Below are 18,484 nucleotides of genomic sequence, written 5' to 3' on the forward strand. Positions count from 1 at the left end.
CTCCCCCTTAGACAAGCTCGCCCCTTTCCACCAGTTCGGCAATCAGCCGGCCCATCTCCGTGGTGGTTACCTGGTGTTTGCCCGGTTCCATGATATCGGCCGTGCGGTATCCCTGCTCAAGCACCGCGGCCACCGCCCGTTCAATGGCCGCGGCCGCCTCCTCCAGCCCGAAGGAATGGCGCAGCATTAAGGCACCGGAAAGGATGGCGGCAATGGGATTGGCCAGCTGACGCCCGGCAATGTCCGGGGCGGAGCCGTGAACCGGCTCATATAAGCCCACCCCGTCTCCCAGGCTGGCCGAGGGCAGCATACCCAGGGAGCCGGTGAGCTGGGCGGCCTCGTCGCTCAGGATATCACCGAAAAGGTTTTCCGTCAGCAGTACATCGAATTGTTTCGGGTTGCGCACCAGCTGCATGGCACAGTTATCAACCAGCATGTGGTTGACTTCCACGTCGGGGTAATCCCGGGCCATGTCCGTAACCACCTCCCGCCACAGGCGGGAGCTTTCCAGCACATTGGCCTTATCCACCGAGGTGAGCTTTTTCTTTCTCTTCCGGGCCAGTTCAAAGGCCCGCCTGGCCACCCGCCGGATCTCTTCGGTGGTGTAGACCAGGGTTTCCACCACCCGCTGCCCGCCGGGAATTTCCTCCCGCTTTTTCTCCCCGAAATAAAGCCCGCCGGTCAGCTCCCGCACCACCACTATATCCAGCCCCTCCGCCACTTCCGGCTTCAGGGTGGAAGCACCGGCCAGGGCCGGGAAAACCACGGCCGGGCGCAGGTTGGCGTAAACATTCAGGGCCTTCCGCAGGGGCAGCAGGGCGCCCGCTTCCGGTCGCAGGTGCACCGGGAGGTTATCCCATTTGGGCCCCCCGACCGCCCCCAGAAGGACCGCATCACTGGACCGACACAGATCCAGGGTGGCCTGGGGCAGGGGCTGGCCCGTGGCGTCATAGGCTATTCCCCCGATTAAGCCTTCCTGGAAACAAAATTCATATCCAAAACGACGTCCGGCGGCGGCCAGGACCCGGGTGGCCTGGGCCGTTACCTCCGGGCCAATACCGTCCCCCGGCAGAACCGCAATCCTGTACATCATCCATTCAACCTCCGGGCTACGTAGTTAATCAGGCCTCCGGCGGCGATGATCTCCTGCATGAACGGCGGCACCGGTGTGGCCCGGTACTGCTCGCTGCGGGTCAGGTTGGTGATGGTCCCCGATTCCACGTCCACCGCCACTTCGTCACCCTCCTGGATCTTAGCCGCCGCTTCCGGCGACTCGAAGATGGGCAGGCCGATGTTGAAGGCGTTGCGGTAGAAAATGCGGGCAAAGGAAGCGGCAATCACGCAGGAAACCCCGGCCGCCTTGATGGCTATGGGGGCATGCTCCCGGGAGCTGCCGCAGCCGAAGTTTTTCCCGGCCACAATGATGTCCCCCGGCTGCACCCTCCCGGCAAAGGAGGGATCCGCATCCTCCATGCAATGGGCGGCCAGCTCCCGGGGATCGGAGGTATTCAGGTAACGGGCCGGGATAATGGCGTCGGTGTCTATATCATCACCAAACTTCCACGCTTTTCCGCGCAGCTGGTTCATCTACAGCACCTCCTGGGGAGCGGCAATCCGCCCCAAAATGGCCGAGGCGGCGGCTACCGCGGGATTGCTTAAGTATACTTCGCTTTCCGGGTGGCCCATCCGGCCGACAAAATTCCGATTGGTGGTAGCCAGGCAGCGCTCCCCGGCGGCCAGGATGCCCATGTGGCCGCCCAGGCAGGGGCCGCAGGTGGGAGTGCTCACCGCCGCACCGGCGTCAATAAATATTTCAATTAAACCTTCCTTTAAAGCGGTGCGGTAAACTTCCTGGGTTCCCGGGATAATGATCAGGCGCACATCGGGATGCACCTTCTTGCCCTGCAACACCCGGGCGGCCAGGCGCAGGTCCTCCAGTCGGCCGTTGGTGCAGGAACCGATAACCACCTGCTGGATCTCCACGTGTCCCGCCTGGCTCACCGGGCGGACATTGGAGGGCAGGTGGGGGAAGGCCACCTGGGGTTCCAGCTTGCTCACATCAAACTCGTAAACCCGGGCGTACCGGGCACCGGGATCGCTCTGATACACCCGGTAGGGCCTTCTGGCCCGTCCCTTTACGTAGTCGAGAGTAATTTCATCGGGCGGCACAATGCCGTTTTTGGCTCCGGCCTCAACGGCCATATTGGCCATGGTCAGGCGCCCGTCCATGGACAGGGTCTCGATGGCCGGCCCGGTGAATTCCATGGCCTGGTAGAGGGCGCCGTCCACGCCGATCTGGCCGATGGTGTAGAGGATTAAATCCTTGCCCCCCACCCAGGGCTGGAGCTCTCCATAATAGACGAACCTAATTGACTCGGGAACTTTGAGCCAGATTTCCCCCAGGGCCATGGCCGCAGCCAGGTCGGTGCTGCCCACCCCGGTGGCAAAGGCCCCCAGGGCGCCATAGGTACAGGTATGGGAATCGGCCCCGATCACCACGTCCCCCGGTCCCACCAGCCCCTGCTCGGGCAAAAGGCAGTGCTCGATCCCCATGCGCCCGACCTCGAAGTAGTGGGTCAGCTGCTGCTGGCGGGCAAAGTCCCTGAGGATTTTGGCCTGCTCGGCCGACTTGATATCCTTGTTCGGTACGAAGTGGTCGGGTACCAGGACCACCCGCTCCCGGTCAAAGACCTTTTCTACACCGATGCGCCGGAACTCCTTAATGGCCACGGGAGCGGTAATGTCGTTACCCAAAACCAGGTCCACCCGGACATTGATCAGCTGCCCGGGCTCCACCCGGTCGAGGCCGGCATGGGCGGCCAGGATCTTTTCCGTGATGGTCATGGGCATGTTCTTAATTCACCTCGTTACAGCTTTTATCTTTTAACCTCCCCGTCTCCCAGAGGAGCCTGTTGACCGCGTTGACGTAGGCTTTGGCGCTGGCCTCCAGGATGTCCGTGCTGATGCCCCGGCCCAGGTAGGTCTTGCCGCCGTTTTCGGAAATTTTCAAGGTAACCTCGCCAATGGCGTCCTTACCGGAGGTAACGGCATTAATCCCCCAGCTCTTGAGCACGCAGGGAATGCCGGTGACCTTGTCGACCGCCCGGCAGATGGCATCCACGGGGCCGTTGCCGCAAGCCGCCTCCTCAAAGACCTCGTCGCCCTTCTTCAACCCGACGGTGGCTGTGGGCACTATGGTCGTACCCGTGGAAATGTGCAGGTACTCCAGGGTATAGGTTACCGGCACCGGGCGCAGCTCTTCCTCCACAATGGCTTCCAGGTCCGCGTCGGTGATTTCCTTTTTCTTGTCGGCCAGGACCTTGAACTGCTGGAAGGCCTTGTTAAGCTCTTCCTCTCCCAGCTCGTAACCCAGCTCCAGGAGCCTCTGCCGGAAGGCGTGCCGCCCCGAGTGTTTGCCCAGAACCAGGTTGCTCTGGCTGATCCCCACCATCACCGGGTTCATGATCTCGTAGGTGGTACGCTCCTTGAGCACCCCGTCCTGGTGAATGCCCGATTCGTGGGCAAAGGCGTTCTTCCCCACCACCGCCTTGTTGGGCTGCACGGGCATGCCGGTAAGGCTGGACACCAGGCGGCTGGTGCGGTAAATTTCTTCCGTACGGATGTTGGTCTCACAGCCGAACTGGTCCCGGCGGGTATACAGGGCCATGACCACCTCTTCCAGGGCGGCGTTTCCGGCCCGCTCGCCGATGCCGTTGATGGCCCCTTCCACCTGGTTGGCCCCGGCCGCCACCGCCGCCAGGGAATTGGCCACCGCCAGCCCCAGGTCGTCGTGGCAGTGCACGCTCAGCACCACCTTCTCAATGCCCGGCACCCGCTGGCGGATGTCCCGGATGAAACGGGCAAATTCCTCGGGCGTGGCGTAACCCACCGTGTCCGGGATGTTCACCACCGTAGCCCCGGCCGCAATAGCCGCCTCCAGCACCCGGCACAGGAAATCCAGCTCCGACCGGGAGGCATCCTCGGCGGAAAACTCCACGTCGGAAACATAACTTTTGGCCCGCCTGACTGCGGCCACGGCGGCTTCTATTACCTGTTCTTCGGTCATGCGCAGCTTGTGGCGCATATGAATGGGCGAGGTGGCAATAAAGGTGTGAATCCGGGGCTGCTCCGCCCCCTTAACGGCCTCCCAGGCCCGGTCGATGTCCTGGAAATTGGCCCGGGCCAGGGCCGCCACGGTCACGCCCCGTACTTCCCGGGCAATGGTCTTCACCGCCTCGTAATCCCCCGGGGAAGTGATGGGAAAACCGGCCTCAATCACGTCCACGCCCAGCCTGGCCAGCTGCCTGGCGATCTGCAATTTCTCCATCACGTTCAGGCTTACCCCCGGGGATTGCTCCCCGTCCCTCAAGGTAGTATCAAAGATGTAAACACGCCGGGTCATAAAAGTCCTCCTTTGAGTGGAATCAACCTTCAAAGGTTTCGTCAATTCCACGTCCGCTGGGAACCATGGGCAGAACTTTCTCCTGTGGACTTACCAGGCAATTGACCAGCACCGGGCCGGTCGTGCCGAGCGCCTCGGGGATGACCCTTTGCGCCTCTTCTTCCGTTTCTACGGTAAAGCCCTTGATGCCATAAGCCCTGGCCAGGGTGATGAAATCGGGATGGAACTTGAAGTCCACGGCCATGTAGCGGCCCTCGCAGTAATATTCCTGGAGCTGGCGCACCATGCCCAGGGTCTGGTTATTGATCATGAATATTTTTATGGGCAACTCCTGCTCCCGCACCGTGGCCAGCTCCTGCATGGTCATCTGGAAACTGCCGTCGCCGGTAACCAGGATAACCTGCCGGTCGGGCAGTCCCAGCTGGGCGCCAACTGCGGCGGGCAGGCCAAAACCCATGGTGCCCAAACCACCCGAAGATATCAGGCCGCGCGGGTGCTTAAACCGGTAGTACTGGGCCACCCACATCTGGTGCTGACCCACATCGGTGGCGATGGTGGCGCAGCCTCTGGTGTGGCGGTACAATTCTTCAATGATGTACTGGGGTTTCAAGCCGCCTTCCCGGTTGTAGCGCAAAGGATAAAGTTCCCGCAGTTCCTGGACGCGGGCCAGCCAGGGGGAACGGTCGGTTTTCTTGAGCAGGGGCAAGAGGGCCTGCAGCACCAGCTTCACGTCCCCCACGATGGGTACATGCACCGGCACGTTCTTGCCAATTTCGGCCGGGTCGATGTCCACGTGGATCACCACCGCGTGGGGGGCAAATCTGGCCAGCTTGCCCGTTACCCGGTCGTCAAACCTGGCCCCCAGGGCAATGAGCAAATCGCACTCCGTCACGGCCAGGTTGGCGTAGCGGGTCCCGTGCAGGCCGAGCATCCCCAAAAACAGCGGGTGATCCCCGGGAAAGCTGGAAAGCCCCATGAAGGTATTGGTAACCGGGGCGGAAATTAACTCGGCCAACTCCAAAAGCTCCGCGCTGGCCCCGGAATTGAGAATGCCGCCGCCGGCGTAAATCACCGGGCGCTGCGACCTGTTGATTAATTCCGCCGCCTCGTTTATTTTGTTGCGGTGCCCCCGGTAGGTGGGCTTATACCCCCGCAGCTTCACCGTTTCAGGATAGTGAAAGTCAATGGTCGCCCCGGCCACATCCCTGGGCAGGTCAATGAGTACCGGCCCCGGCCGGCCGGTGGAAGCGATATGAAAGGCGTTCTTAATGATCTGGGGCAGGGCAGCCGGGTCTTTTACCAGGTAATTATGCTTGGTAATGGGAATGGTAATCCCCGTGATATCCACTTCCTGAAAGGAGTCGGTGCCCACCTGGCTGGTGGGTACCTGGCCGGTAAAAACCACCAGGGGGACCGAGTCCATGTAGGCGTTGGCTATCCCGGTCACCAGGTTCGTGGCTCCCGGGCCGGAGGTAGCCATGCATACCCCCACCCGCCCGGTAGCCCGGGCGTAGCCGTCGGCGGCATGCACGGCCCCCTGCTCGTGGCGGACCAGTACATGCTTGATGGAGGAATGATAGAGGGCGTCGTATACGGGGAGCATGGCGCCTCCCGGATATCCAAAAACAATATCCACCTTTTCCAGCTCCAGGCAGCGGACGAGGGCCTGGGCAGCGGTAATCTTCAAGGCAACTCCCCCCTTTTCCAGCCGTTTTTCCGGGAGTTACCGGGGGGCCCAACCGGCGGGCCCCGCCCTGAACCCGGTATTTAGCGCTTTTGCAGCCAGGGCATCATCTTGCGCAGCTCGGCCCCCACCTTTTCAATGGGGTGTTCGGCCTCCCGGCGGCGCATGGCGTTGAACATGGGCCGGTTGGCCTGGTTTTCCAGGATCCACTGTTTGGCAAACTGGCCGTTCTGGATCTCCTGCAACACCCGCTTCATTTCCCTGCGGGTCTCTTCCGTGATGATGCGCTTACCGACCATGTAATCCCCATATTCGGCGGTGTTGCTGATGGAGTAACGCATCCAGCTCAGGCCGCCCTCGTAGATCAGGTCGACAATGAGCTTGAGTTCGTGCAGGCACTCAAAGTAGGCCATTTCCGGGGCGTATCCGGCCTCCACCAGGGTGTCGAAGCCGGCCTTGATTAACTCGGAAACCCCGCCGCACAGGACAGCCTGCTCGCCAAAGAGGTCGGTTTCCGTTTCTTCCTTAAAGGTGGTCTCGAAAACGCCAGCCCGGGTGCCGCCGATGCCCCTGGCGTAGGCCAGGGCCAGCTCTTTTGCCCGGCCGCTGGCATCCTGATGGACGGCCACCAGGCAGGGCACCCCTTTCCCTTCTACAAACATGCGGCGGACGATGTGTCCCGGCCCCTTTGGTGCCACCATAAAGACATCCACATCTGCCGGGGGAGTAATCTGTCCATAATGGATGTTAAAGCCATGGGAGAACATCAGGGCCTTGCCGCTCCTCAGGTGGGGGGCAATGTGCTCTTTATACAGCCCGGGCTGCACCTCATCGGGCACCAGCACCTGGATGATGTCCGCACGCTCAGCCGCCCCGGCCGGTGTATAAACCTCAAATCCATCAGCCTTAGCCCTTTCCCGGCTGCGGCTGGTTTCCGGCAAGCCAACGATCACATTTAATCCGCTGTCTTTTAAATTCTGGGCCTGGGCGTGTCCCTGGCTGCCGTAGCCCAGAACCGCAATGACCTTTCCCTGTAATAAGCTCAGATCGGCATCGCTGTCGTAGTAAACTTTAGCCATCTCACTCATCCTCCCGTGAACCATTGGTATTGATACTGGTATAGCGGGAACCCCGCAGCATGGCAATTTTACCTGTACGCACCAGTTCTTTAATCCCGTAAGGCTTGAGGGATTCCTCAAAGGCCCTGATCTTGCCCTCGTTGCCGGTGCATTCCAGGATCATGGTCCGCCGTCCCAGGTCCACAATGCGGGCCCGGAAAATATCGGCAATCTGCATTATTTCCCCCCGTTTTTTCCGGCCCGGCATTCACCTTGATGAGCACCAGTTCCCGGTCCACGTATTCGTCGGCGGTGATGTCGCTGATCTTGATCACATCGATGAGCTTGTGGAGCTGCTTGGTCACCTGTTCCAGTACCCGGTCGTCTCCCTCCACCACAATAGTCATGCGGGAAATGGCCGGGTTGTCGGTGCGCCCCACCGCCAGGCTGTCGATGTTGTATCCCCGCCGGCTGAACAGGCCGGCCACCCGGGCCAGGACCCCGGGGTTGTTTTCCACCAGCACCGCCAGGGTGTGTCGCATCATACCACCTCCCCGGTTTAACCTAACATGCGGTCCAGGGACTCGCCCGGAGGAACAAAGGGCAGGACATTCTCTTCCCGTTCAATGACGAAGTCCATGAGCACCGGCTTGGACGTGGCCAGGGCCTGCTCCAGGGCCGGCCTGACGTCGGCGGGTTTTTCCACCCGCATGCCCACCGCGCCGTAGGCCTCGGCCAGCTTGACAAAGTCGGGGTTGACCAGCTCGCTGTAGGAATAGCGGCGGTTGTAAAAGAGCTCCTGCCACTGGCGGACCATGCCCAGGTAACCGTTATCCAGGATGGCCACCTTTACCGGCAGGTCGTAGTTTACCGCCGTGGCCAGCTCCTGGATGTTCATCTGGATGCTGCCGTCGCCGGCGATGTCAAAGACAATCTCACCGGGGCAGGCCACCTGCACGCCGATGGCCGCAGGCAGGCCAAAGCCCATGGTACCCAGCCCGCCGGAAGAGATAAAGGTCCGGGGGCGGGTATAAGTGTAATAATGGGCCGCCCACATCTGGTGCTGGCCCACCTCGGTAGTAATCCTGGCCTGGCCTTTGGTCACCCGGTATATCTCCCGGATGACATGCTGGGGTTTGAGGTGGCCGTTTTCCTCGTAGGTAATGGGGTATTCCTTTTTCCAGGTCTGGATCTTCTCCTGCCAGGCTCCCGGCAACTTGGCTTCCAGACGCTCAATGAGGGCGGACAAAACCCGCTTGACATCCCCCACCAGGGGAATGTCTACCCGTACATTCTTCCCTATTTCCGCCGGGTCAATGTCAATGTGCATGATCCTGGCCTGGGAAGCAAAACTCTCCAGCTTGCCGGTAACCCGGTCGTCAAACCGCACGCCTACGGCAATCAGCAGGTCGCACTCGCAGACGGCAAAGTTGGCGTACTTGCTGCCGTGCATGCCCAGCATACCCAGGGCCAGGGGATGATCCCCGGGGAAACCTCCCAGACCCATAAGGGTGGTGGCCACGGGGGCCAGGATCAGCTCGGCAAAGCGGCGCAGCTCCCGGTGGGCGCCGGAATAAACCACGCCGCCCCCGGCGTAAATCACCGGCCGCTCGGCCCGGGCAATGGCTTCCGCCGCCCGGTTGAGCTGTTCTGCCGGCGGTTCCAGCACCGGGCGGTACCCGGGCAGGTTGACCGGGCCGGGGTCCTCGTACTCGGTTTGGGTGCTGGAGACGTCCTTGGGTATATCCACCAGCACCGGGCCGGGCCTGCCGGTGGTGGCGATGTAAAAGGCCTCCTTGATGACCCGGGCCAGGTCCCGCACGTCTTTCACCAGATAATTGTGCTTGGTAATGGGCAGGGTGATCCCCGTAATATCCGCTTCCTGGAAGGAGTCCTTCCCCAGCTGGGAAGTAACCACCTGCCCGGTAAAGGCCACCAGGGGTACGGAATCCATGTAGGCATTGGCAATGCCCGTAACCAGGTTGGTGGCCCCGGGACCCGAGGTGGCCAGGCATACCCCCGGCCGGCCCGAAGCCCGGGCATAGCCGTCCGCCGCGTGGGCGGCACCCTGCTCGTGTCTGGTTAAAATGTGCCGGATATCCGCATCGTAGAGGGCATCATAAATGGGCAATACCGCGCCTCCGGGATAACCGAAGATGGTATCCACTCCCTGTTCACGCAAACAGTCCACCAGGATTTGCGCCCCGGATTTTTTCATGCCCCCTCACCTCCACCATCCTATTCGAAAACTGCTCCCGTGCCGGCCGAACTCACCTGCCGGGCATAGCGGGCCAGGTAACCCCTGCTCACCCGGGGGGCAGGAGGAGTCCACCGGGCCAGCCGGTCCTGTATTTCTTCCGGACTGAGTTCCACATCCAGGCGATAATTGGGAATGTCAATGACAATCATGTCCCCGTCCCTGACCACGGCCAGGGGGCCGCCTGCAGCCGCCTCGGGGGAAATATGGCCGATGGAGGCACCCCGGGTGGCGCCGGAAAAACGCCCGTCGGTCAAAAGGGCCACATCCCTGTCGAGCCCCATGCCCGCCACCGCCGCCGTGGGAGCCAGCATTTCCCGCATACCGGGACCGCCCCGGGGACCTTCATAACGAATGACAATCACATCGCCCCTGTTTATCGTGCCGCCCAGGATGGCCGCCAACGCCTCCTCCTCGGAATCAAATACGCGGGCCGGCCCGCGGTGCACCATCATTTCCGGGGCCACACCGGCCTTTTTCACCACCGCCCCGCCGGGGGCCAGGTTGCCCCGCAGGATGGCTATGCCGCCGGTGGGGCTGTGGGGATTCTCAATGTCCCGGATCACCTCCGGCCGGCTTACCTGACGGTCCCGGATCAGTTCGCCAACGGTTTGCCCGGAAACCGTAGGCAAATCTAAGTGGAGCAGGTTCTTTTTCGCCAGCTGGGCCATAACTGCCGGAATACCACCCGCCTCATGGAGGTCCTGCATGAAGTAGGGCCCCATGGGGCTGAGCTTGCACAAATTTGGCGTGCGGGCACTGATTTCATTGATCTTGTCCAGGCTGATTTCCACCCCGGCCTCCCGGGCAATGGCCGGGAGGTGCAGCACCGTGTTGGTGGAGCAGCCCAGGGCCATATCCACAGCCAGGGCGTTCTCAAAGGCCCTGGCGGTCAGGATGCTTGATGGCCGCACATCATCTTTCACCAGTTCCACGGCGCGCATGCCCGTCAACTTGGCCAGCCGGCGCCGGGCCGCCGAAACGGCGGGGATGGTGCCGTTGCCGGGCAGGGCCATACCGATGGCCTCGGTAAGGCAGTTCATGGAGTTGGCGGTAAACATGCCGGCGCAGGAACCGCAGCCCGGGCAGGCCTCCTCCTCCAGGGCGGCCAGTTCCTCTTCCGTCATCCGGCCCGCCCGCACGGCCCCCACGGCCTCGAACATGTTGCTCAAGGATAAATCCCGGCCCTGGTAGCGGCCGGCCAGCATGGGGCCGCCGCTGATCACTATGGCTGGAATGTCCAGCCGGGCGGCGGCCATGAGCATGCCCGGCACGATCTTGTCGCAGGCGGTTACCAGGACCAGGCCGTCAAACTGGTGGGCCTGGACCATAACCTCTATGGAATCGGCAATCAGCTCGCGGCTGGCCAGGGAATACTTCATGCCGCTGTGGTTCATGGCAATGCCGTCACAAACCGCAATGCAGGGAAACTCCACCGGCGTGCCGCCGGCCATTCGCACACCGGCCTTGACCGCGGCGGTGATCTCGTTTAAATGCATGTGCCCCGGCACGATTTCATTGAAGGAATTCACCACCCCGATCATGGGCCGCTCCAGTTCCTGGTCCACGAAACCCAGGGCCTTTAAAAGGGAACGGTGCGGGGCCTTCTCCAGACCCTTTTTTATGGCGTCGCTGCGCACGGCCAAGCCCTCCTTATTCAGTCGTCAGTCGTCGGAAGTCGGAAGTCGGAACTGACCGGACACTAGCCGGCGCAGTTCATGCTACGCTCATCTTCCCGGAAGATTACCGGCCCGTCAACCCTGGTCAGCTCCCGGTAGGCCCGGATCAACTCCCAGGTCATTTTCCCGGGACGGCCGTCGCCAATGACCCGGCCGTCCAGCTTAACCGCCGGGATGACCTCCGCCGCCGTGCCGGTAAGGAAGCACTCGTCGGCGGTGTAAATGTCATGCCGGGTAAAGAGTTTCTCCTCCACCGGGATGCCCTTTTGACGGGCAATCTCCATCACCGTGTTGCGGGTAATCCCCTCCAGAATGCCCGCATAGGGCGGCGGGGTAATGAGCACGCCGTTTTTGACGATGAAAATGTTGTCCCCGGTAGCCTCGGCCACATAGCCCTCCTGGTTGAGCATCACCGCCTCGGGGGCGCCCACCAGGTTGGCCTCCATCTTGGCATAGATGTTGTTGAGGTAGTTCAAAGATTTGACCCGGGGGTTGCACGCCTCGGGCAGGTTGCGGCGGGTGGCCACGGTAACCAGCTCCAACCCCTTTTCATACAGTTCTTCGGGATAGAGCTGGATGGAAGCGGCTATGCAGAAGATGGTCGGACTGGGGCACTTGCGGGGATCCAGGCCCAGGTCCCCCCGGCCCCGGGTGACCACCAGGCGAATGTAGCCGTCCCGCAGGCCGTTGCGCCGGCAGGTTTCCAGCACCACTTCTTCCATTTCGGGCATGGTGATGGGAATATCAAGGCCTATGGTGCGCGCCGACTCGTACAGGCGTATAATATGCTCCCTGAGCTTGAAAACCCGGTTATGGTAGGCCCGGATGCCTTCAAAAACGCCGTCCCCATATAGAAGGCCGTGATCAAAAACGGATACCACTGCCTGCTCTTCCGGTACAAACTTGCCGTCAAGATAAATAATCAGTCCCATCAAAACACACCTCTCTTCTTTCTTGCAAATTCCCTTTCTCCTGTCTCCCCCATCCGGGGGATAACTACAAGTAACACCAATGTTCACCCCCGCTTCAAACCAGTAAAAAATAAGACCCGATACGATATTTCCCACAGAGTGGAACCTATCCGCTCGGGTCTTTTATCCCCACGGTGTAACCGCCGTGAAATTTTCACCGGCGGCCTGTACCGCTTGGTCCAGTCCCCCGCCAAAGCGGGGCGGAACCCTAGGTACACTTCCCTCCGTACAAACCCTATGTACTTGTTTTGTGGGATAAAAATTAAAAACCTCCCGCCCCGGCAGCCCAAAGAAAACTGCCAGGGACGAGAGGTAAATCCTCGCGCGGTACCACCCTGCTTGCCCTTGCCTCGCGGCAAGGACCCCTTATGTGTCCCTACCAGGACACGGCTTTGGTAACGGGTGACCAACCCGGCCCGGCTTAATCGGCGTTACTGCAAGAGACGCCTTTCAGCTGGCGACTCCGGGGCGATCCTTTCACCTGCTCCGGCGCCGGTTCGCAGCTACCCCGGCTCTCTGCAGCCTGGAAGACAGGTTACTCGCTCCCCTTCATAGTCTTTATCCGTGAACTTGTTATCCAGTATACAGTTTCAGGGTACGGGTGTCAAGCAATTTTTAGTTAAGAATTTGTTTAGTTTTTACCGGCCCAACCTCTCCCTTGCCCGGGAAATGGCCTCCCGGACAGACTCCGGCGCCGGCCCCCCCAGCACCCGCCGGGCGGCCACGCACTGCCTGATATCAATGGCCCGGTAAACATCTTCTTCAACCCGGGGGGCGAAATGCCTGAACTCCTCCAGGGACAGTTCCTCCAGGGATTTACCCCGGGACAGGCAGTAGTAAACCAGTTTGCCCACCTGTTCATGGGCTTCCCGGAAGGGTACGCCTTTTTTCACCAGGTAGTCCGCCAGGTCGGTGGCGTTGGTGAAGCCCCCCCTTGCCGCCCCGGCCATATTTTCCGGGCGCACCTTTAAGCTGGCCACCATGGGCGTGAAAACCCGCAGGCACTTTTTGACCGTGTCCACGGCATCAAAAAGGGCTTCTTTATCTTCCTGCATGTCTTTATTGTAAGCCAGGGGTAACCCTTTAAGCATGGTCAAAAGGGTCATTAAATCGCCAAATACCCGGCCGGCTTTGCCCCGGGTCAACTCCGCCACATCGGGGTTCTTTTTCTGGGGCATCATGCTGCTACCGGTGCTGTAGGCATCATCCAGCTCCACAAAGGCAAACTCTGCAGAAGACCAGAGGATAATCTCCTCACAAAAACGGCTCAAGTGCACCATGATCAAGGCTGCGGCAGCCGTAAACTCCACCGCAAAGTCCCGGTCACTGACGGCATCCAGGCTGTTTTCCGCCACGGCGGCAAAACCAAGCTGTTCGGCCACGCAGGCCGGATCTATGGGAAAGGTGGTGCCGGCCAGGGCCCCTGCACCCAGGGGCAGAACATCCGTACGCCGCCGGCAGTCCTGCAGCCTGTCCACATCCCGTCCAAACATTTGCACATAAGCCATTAAATGGTGGGCCAGGGTGATGGGCTGGGCCCGCTGCAGGTGGGTGTAGCCGGGCATAACCGTATCCAGGTGCTTTTCGGCCAGATCCAGCAGAGTTTTCTGCAGCTGCCTGAGGAGAGCGATAATGGCGTCAATTTCATCCTTTAGATACATGCGCACGTCCAGGGCCACCTGGTCGTTGCGGCTGCGGGCGGTGTGAAGCTTTTTTCCCACCGGACCGATGCGCTCGGTAAGCAACTGTTCTATATTCATGTGAATGTCCTCGGCGGCCACCGAAAACTGCACCCGGCCTTCCTCAATATCGGCCAGGATTTCTTCCAGACCCTTTATGATTGCCTGCGCTTCTTCCGGAGCAATAATCCCCTGTTTGGCCAGCATACGGGCATGGGCCATGCTGCCCCGTATATCATAACGGTACAACCGCTGGTCAAAGGAAATGGAAGAATGAAAGTCGTCCACCAGGTGATCCGTAGCCTTTTGAAAGCGTCCTCCCCACAGTTTGGCCACTGAAAACACTCCCTACGGCAAGAGATTGTTAGCTGCACCAGCCTGTTTGCAACGATTCTTGTTGATTTTAGCATTCCCGCAAGCGCCATGCAAGCCTTGAAATATGCCTCATTTTGGCCCGCCGCCCATGGCCGGTTAACTTATGGCATTCTTACCCGATAATTGTCTGCACGATTTGCATATTTTTCGAGTGTTAACGCCCACGCCGGGCGCACAAGAAAAGGCAGCCCCTTTCGGGAAACTGCCTTTGGCCTCACGGTTTTTTGTTCTTTACCGGATTCCCTCTTACCTGCCGATTGCCGTTAAAATCAGCTTAATGGAAAGCCCTAACAAGCCGCCCATAACAGCAACCTGGCCTACCCAGAAGATAAACATCCACTTGATCAAATCCGCCCTGGTGTGAGCGATCTCTGTTTTGAGCTCCGTCCTGAGATCGGCAATTTGTTTTTCAATTCCGCCTTTTGCTTCCGTCAGCCTCTGTTCCAGTTTGTCAGAAGCCTTTTCCTCCAGGCTTCCCTTTATGTTTTTTGCGGCCTGGTTAAGCAGGTCAACTAATTCTTTTACGCCATCCTCGCCCAGCTTCATTCGCAAGGTTTCCGGGATATAAAGAATCTCCGCCATCCCGCTCACTTCCCTTCGCCCCCATTCTACCACAGGCCGGTCTAACCGGCAAGGCGGACGCCCAGGGCAATCAGCCCCTTGTGGCCCTGCCGGTATTTAATTTCCACCGTCTTGTCCACCGCACCGGCCAAAGCCTGGCCAGCGCCGTTTTTGGCGTAGACGGCGTGTTTGGTGCCGTCTATGGCCTGGCAGTAGGCCCTGACGGCGCCGGGGGACTTGCCGGACCGGACTTCCAGCACCGTGAAGGTGCCGGTTTCCGTGCCGTCCCCGGCGGCCTGCGCCTGGCCGTTCGGCTGGGCCTGCTGGGCCGGTTGCACCTGCTTCCCGCCCAGCGCCTCCGCTATGGCCGCTTCCAGCTCGACGGTGTCCTTCCCGGCCTGCACGTAGGCGGCCAGCAGGTTTGCCAGCGCAACGGCCCCGGCATGGCGAGCTTTCAGCGCCTCCAGTTTTGCCTCGGACTCCACTCCTCCCCATCATACACCAGTGGCTGGAGGAAGATCAACAGCGCCCACCCAAACAGCGCCATACAGCCAAACGTATTTTTGAACGGCTAAAAGACGAGCACAACTACCAGGGCAGTGAGAAACCGTGCGTCGCTACGTGCGCCTCTGGCGGCAAAACCAGCCCAAGGAAATGTTTTTGCCCATGGACTTCGGCCTCAGCGGTTGGGCGCAGGCAGACTGGTTTTCTGTTTGTCTGAATTTTTGTCTGACACACCGGGTTTTTCCTTCCGGCAACCCCAGGAAACATGCGGGTTTCAGGGGAACCATACGAAGCCGCCCCCGGCCCTCCCCCGGAAAATTAGAAAACCCGCAAGCCCTTGATTTTACTGGGCCTGCGGGTTTTATCCTGGTGCGCCTGGCAGGAATCGAACCTGCGCAAGACCCGGCTCCGGAGGCCGGCGCTCTATCCGCTGAGCTACAGGCGCATCTAAATAGCTGCATATGTTATTATATCAAAACCACAAAAAAAAGCAATAGTAAATTCTTTTGTTTACATAATATGAGCCATACGGCACCCTTTACGGCAAATCCAGCTGGCCTATAATTGATTTTAGCGTCCGGGCGGAATGATGTAAGGCTTCTTCTTCCTGGGGAGCCAGGGGCACGGCCAGCACCCGGGCCCTGCCCGTCCGGTTTACAATGGAAGGGAGGCTGAGACAAACGCCGGTGATCCCGTATTCGCCATCCACCAGGCCGGATACTGTAAGGATGGAGTTTTCATCCCTTAAAATGCTTTCGCAAATTCGTTTCACCGCCAGGCCAATGGCATAATAAGTGGCTCCCTTGCGGGCGATAACCTCGTAGGCGGCCTCCCTTACCCGCCGGGTGATTTCCCCGGGATCAAGGCAGGGAACACCACGCCAGCAGCAGAATTCCTGCACCGGCATGCCGGCAATGTTGGCCAGGCTCCACAGGGGTACTTCCGTGTCTCCATGTTCGCCTACCACATAGGCGTGAATGTTCCGGGGTTCCACCTGGCAGTACTGGCTGAGCAGGTAGCGGAACCGGGAGCTGTCCAGGACCGTGCCGGAACCGATCACCCGGTTGGGAGGCAGGTTGGTCAAACGCAACGCCGCGTAGGTAAGAATGTCCACCGGGTTGGTTACCATTAAGAACACCCCGTGCTCCTCAAGGGGCAGGAGGCGGACAAGAACATCCTTCAGGATGGCAAAATTACGCTGCACCAGGTCCAGGCGCGTTTCGCCGGGCTTCTGGTTGACCCCGGCGCAAAAGATGACGATGTCGGCATCGCGGCAGTCCTCATATTCGCCGGCGTAAATGCGAATGGGTTTGATGAACGAAGCACCGTGGGCCAGGTCCATGGCCTCTCCCTCGGCCCGCTCCCGGTTGATATCCACCAGCACCAGTTCGCTGACCAGGCCGCTCATCATGACCGCGTAGGCGGTGGCGGACCCGACCGCACCAACACCCACCACTGCTATTTTGCGCTTGTCATTTACGGGCATCCGTTTCCCCTCCCCCCTTATTCTCCCCCCTTCCAGAAAAAAATTATCCCCAATTTTTTGGGGAGCATTTACTTCATCCACTCATAGCCGGTATCGCCAGGGCCTATATTATTTTCTCCCCACACTGCATGATGCACATTCCGGGCGCATTTTTTCCCGGGGGAAAAGATGTACTAAAGCAGGCTTCCCTGAACCGGAAACCCTTTGCATATAGTCAAAAAGCTGTTCCTTCGTGCGGGGCAAGGGTAAACCGTCAGGCAGCCATCCCCTGCGGCTCAGCTGCTCATGGATCTCCACCAGCCAGGGGCGGGTTAAATCACTCTGTTTCAAAAGCCGCTCATCGCGAAAAACCTCTTCGGGCAAACCTTCCCCCACCACGGCGCCGCGGCTCATCACAAACACATAATCGGCCCAGGAATAGGCCAGGTCCACATCGTGGGTGGCGAGGATTACCGTGGTACCCTGCCGGTTGATGCGTTCAAAAAGTTCCATTACCTGACCGGCGTGCAGCGGGTCCAGGCCGGCTGTAGGTTCGTCACAGATCAACACCTGTGGCTCCATAGCCAGGACGCCGGCAAGGCAAACCCGTTTTTTCTGACCGTAGCTCAACAGGTGGGTGGGCTTATCCTTTAAGTCAGTGATCTCCGTAGCCGCCATGGCCGCTTCCACCCGGCGGAACACTTCTTCTCTGGACAGGCCCAGGTTTAACGGGCCAAAGGCAATTTCCTGAATGACACTGGCAGAAAAAAGCTGCGTATCGGGATCCTGGAAAACAATTCCCACGTTTTTGCGCAGCTGCATCAGCGAGCGGTGGTCGTAACGCACCAGCTGGCCGGCAAAAAGCACCTGGCCCCGCCCGGGACGCAAAATACCGTTAAAATGAAGAAAAATGGTGGTTTTACCCGCCCCGTTGGAACCCAGCACCGCCACTTTAGATCCCCTGGCAATGGCCATGGTTGCTCCCCGTAAGGCGGGAGTTCCATCCGGGTAGTTAAAATGAACATCACGGGCCTCGAGAATGAACTCTTTCACAAGGGCCACCTCCAGGTCACCAGGGCGAGCACCACTAAAAGCACGTCCACCAGGGCGATCAAAGCCAGGTTTTTCTTCGACAGGGGGAAAGGCCTCTCCAGAACCCGGATTTCCCCCGTATAACCCCTGGCCATCAGGGTGGTAAACAGGGCCTGGGACCGGTAATATGACTTTATAAACAGATTGGACACCAGCTGCCCGAGGGAGTTGTACGCCGTTTTTAAACTGGCGTACCCCCAGCGGGATGACTGGGAAACATACATTTTTTCCGCCGTATCCATGATCACGAAAATAAACCGGTAAATGAGGCCCATCAATTCAATAAACACTGCCGGGACCCTCAACCGGCGCAGTACGGAAATAATCTCCACCACCGGTGTGGTCAGGGACAAAAAATAAAGGCAGGAAACGGCCCCCAGGGATTTAACCAGCAGGAAGCCGGCCCGCTGGAGGCCGGGTACGGTCACTCCCACGGTAAACCCGTAAAATGTCAGCCCGTGCACCGCCGGATCGGGTACCCGGGATACGGTCAGGGCCACGGTCAGTGCACCGGCCAACAAAAAACCAAGGGGGACACACAGGAGTTTAACGTAAATACGGGCGGGAATGCCGGCACGCAGGATTACCGTGGCCGCCATGAGCAGCATAACCAGAAGGGGCACCAGGATGCCGGGGGCGGCCATGCAGATGATCATGGTGATCAGGGCATAGGCAACTTTTTCCCCCGGATGTACACGGCGCAGGTTATTGCTGTAGGCATATTGATCTACTTGGAACACCCGTACCGCTCCCTCAT

Annotated in this window: 15 protein-coding genes, 1 tRNA gene, 1 pseudogene and 1 other annotated feature; all 17 genes and pseudogenes read right to left on the minus strand. The window is 59.7% G+C overall.

What is annotated here, in order from left to right:
- Window positions 1-7: 7 nt before the first annotated feature.
- Entirely contained in the window at window positions 8-1,090 is a 1,083-nt protein-coding gene (leuB, locus tag G7K71_RS15955) for a 3-isopropylmalate dehydrogenase (protein ID WP_166349568.1), read from the minus strand.
- On the minus strand, window positions 1,090-1,587 hold the full coding sequence (gene leuD / locus G7K71_RS15960; RefSeq protein WP_166348615.1) for a 3-isopropylmalate dehydratase small subunit: 498 nt from the start codon (window positions 1,585-1,587) through the stop codon (window positions 1,090-1,092). Before leuD ends, leuB begins: the two co-directional genes overlap by 1 nt.
- Window positions 1,588-2,850: a 3-isopropylmalate dehydratase large subunit gene (leuC, locus tag G7K71_RS15965; protein ID WP_166348618.1), complete on the minus strand. Its 1,263-nt coding sequence runs from the start codon at window positions 2,848-2,850 to the stop codon at window positions 1,588-1,590.
- 4 nt (window positions 2,851-2,854) lie between these two features.
- Window positions 2,855-4,402, minus strand: coding sequence for a 2-isopropylmalate synthase (locus G7K71_RS15970; RefSeq protein WP_166348621.1), 1,548 nt, complete (start codon window positions 4,400-4,402; stop codon window positions 2,855-2,857).
- Between the two features lie 22 nt (window positions 4,403-4,424).
- Window positions 4,425-6,089 (minus strand): biosynthetic-type acetolactate synthase large subunit, encoded by a 1,665-nt coding sequence (gene ilvB, locus G7K71_RS15975; protein ID WP_166348624.1) that lies wholly within the window; start codon window positions 6,087-6,089, stop codon window positions 4,425-4,427.
- A gap of 80 nt (window positions 6,090-6,169) precedes the next feature.
- Window positions 6,170-7,165 (minus strand): ketol-acid reductoisomerase, encoded by a 996-nt coding sequence (gene ilvC, locus G7K71_RS15980; RefSeq protein WP_166348627.1) that lies wholly within the window; start codon window positions 7,163-7,165, stop codon window positions 6,170-6,172.
- 1 nt (window position 7,166) lies between these two features.
- A pseudogene (gene ilvN / locus G7K71_RS15985) lies at window positions 7,167-7,686 on the minus strand (acetolactate synthase small subunit).
- 17 nt (window positions 7,687-7,703) lie between these two features.
- On the minus strand, window positions 7,704-9,362 hold the full coding sequence (ilvB, locus tag G7K71_RS15990; RefSeq protein WP_166348630.1) for a biosynthetic-type acetolactate synthase large subunit: 1,659 nt from the start codon (window positions 9,360-9,362) through the stop codon (window positions 7,704-7,706).
- A 20-nt stretch (window positions 9,363-9,382) separates the two neighbouring features.
- Window positions 9,383-11,041 carry a dihydroxy-acid dehydratase gene (gene ilvD, locus G7K71_RS15995; RefSeq protein WP_166348633.1) on the minus strand — a complete coding sequence of 553 codons (1,659 nt, stop codon included), beginning with the start codon at window positions 11,039-11,041 and terminating at the stop codon, window positions 9,383-9,385.
- A gap of 62 nt (window positions 11,042-11,103) precedes the next feature.
- Entirely contained in the window at window positions 11,104-12,012 is a 909-nt protein-coding gene (gene ilvE, locus G7K71_RS16000; RefSeq protein WP_166348636.1) for a branched-chain-amino-acid transaminase, read from the minus strand.
- A gap of 337 nt (window positions 12,013-12,349) precedes the next feature.
- Window positions 12,350-12,613: a binding site (T-box leader), on the minus strand.
- A 76-nt stretch (window positions 12,614-12,689) separates the two neighbouring features.
- Complete coding sequence (gene argH / locus G7K71_RS16005; RefSeq protein ID WP_166348639.1) at window positions 12,690-14,066, minus strand: argininosuccinate lyase; 1,377 nt, start codon at window positions 14,064-14,066, stop codon at window positions 12,690-12,692.
- 285 nt (window positions 14,067-14,351) lie between these two features.
- Window positions 14,352-14,687, minus strand: a complete 336-nt coding sequence (locus G7K71_RS16010; RefSeq protein WP_207713009.1) for an LA_3696 family protein — start codon at window positions 14,685-14,687, stop codon at window positions 14,352-14,354.
- Window positions 14,688-14,728: 41 nt separating this feature from the next.
- On the minus strand, window positions 14,729-15,151 hold the full coding sequence (locus tag G7K71_RS16015) for a hypothetical protein (RefSeq protein ID WP_166348642.1): 423 nt from the start codon (window positions 15,149-15,151) through the stop codon (window positions 14,729-14,731).
- A 386-nt stretch (window positions 15,152-15,537) separates the two neighbouring features.
- Window positions 15,538-15,615: transfer RNA gene (locus G7K71_RS16020), tRNA-Arg, on the minus strand.
- Window positions 15,616-15,708: 93 nt separating this feature from the next.
- On the minus strand, window positions 15,709-16,656 hold the full coding sequence (locus tag G7K71_RS16025; RefSeq protein ID WP_166348645.1) for an L-lactate dehydrogenase: 948 nt from the start codon (window positions 16,654-16,656) through the stop codon (window positions 15,709-15,711).
- Window positions 16,657-16,764: 108 nt separating this feature from the next.
- Window positions 16,765-17,688 (minus strand): energy-coupling factor ABC transporter ATP-binding protein, encoded by a 924-nt coding sequence (locus G7K71_RS16030; RefSeq protein WP_166348648.1) that lies wholly within the window; start codon window positions 17,686-17,688, stop codon window positions 16,765-16,767.
- The gene (cbiQ, locus tag G7K71_RS16035) at window positions 17,685-18,467 is read right to left on the minus strand and encodes a cobalt ECF transporter T component CbiQ (protein WP_166348651.1); all 783 of its coding nucleotides are present in this window, start codon (window positions 18,465-18,467) and stop codon (window positions 17,685-17,687) included. The genes G7K71_RS16030 and cbiQ overlap by 4 nt, the downstream gene beginning before the upstream one ends.
- Window positions 18,468-18,484 lie beyond the last annotated feature (17 nt).

This window comes from Desulfofundulus sp. TPOSR, from assembly GCF_011393055.1.
Taxonomy (GTDB): Bacteria; Bacillota; Desulfotomaculia; order Desulfotomaculales; family Desulfovirgulaceae; genus Desulfofundulus; species Desulfofundulus kuznetsovii.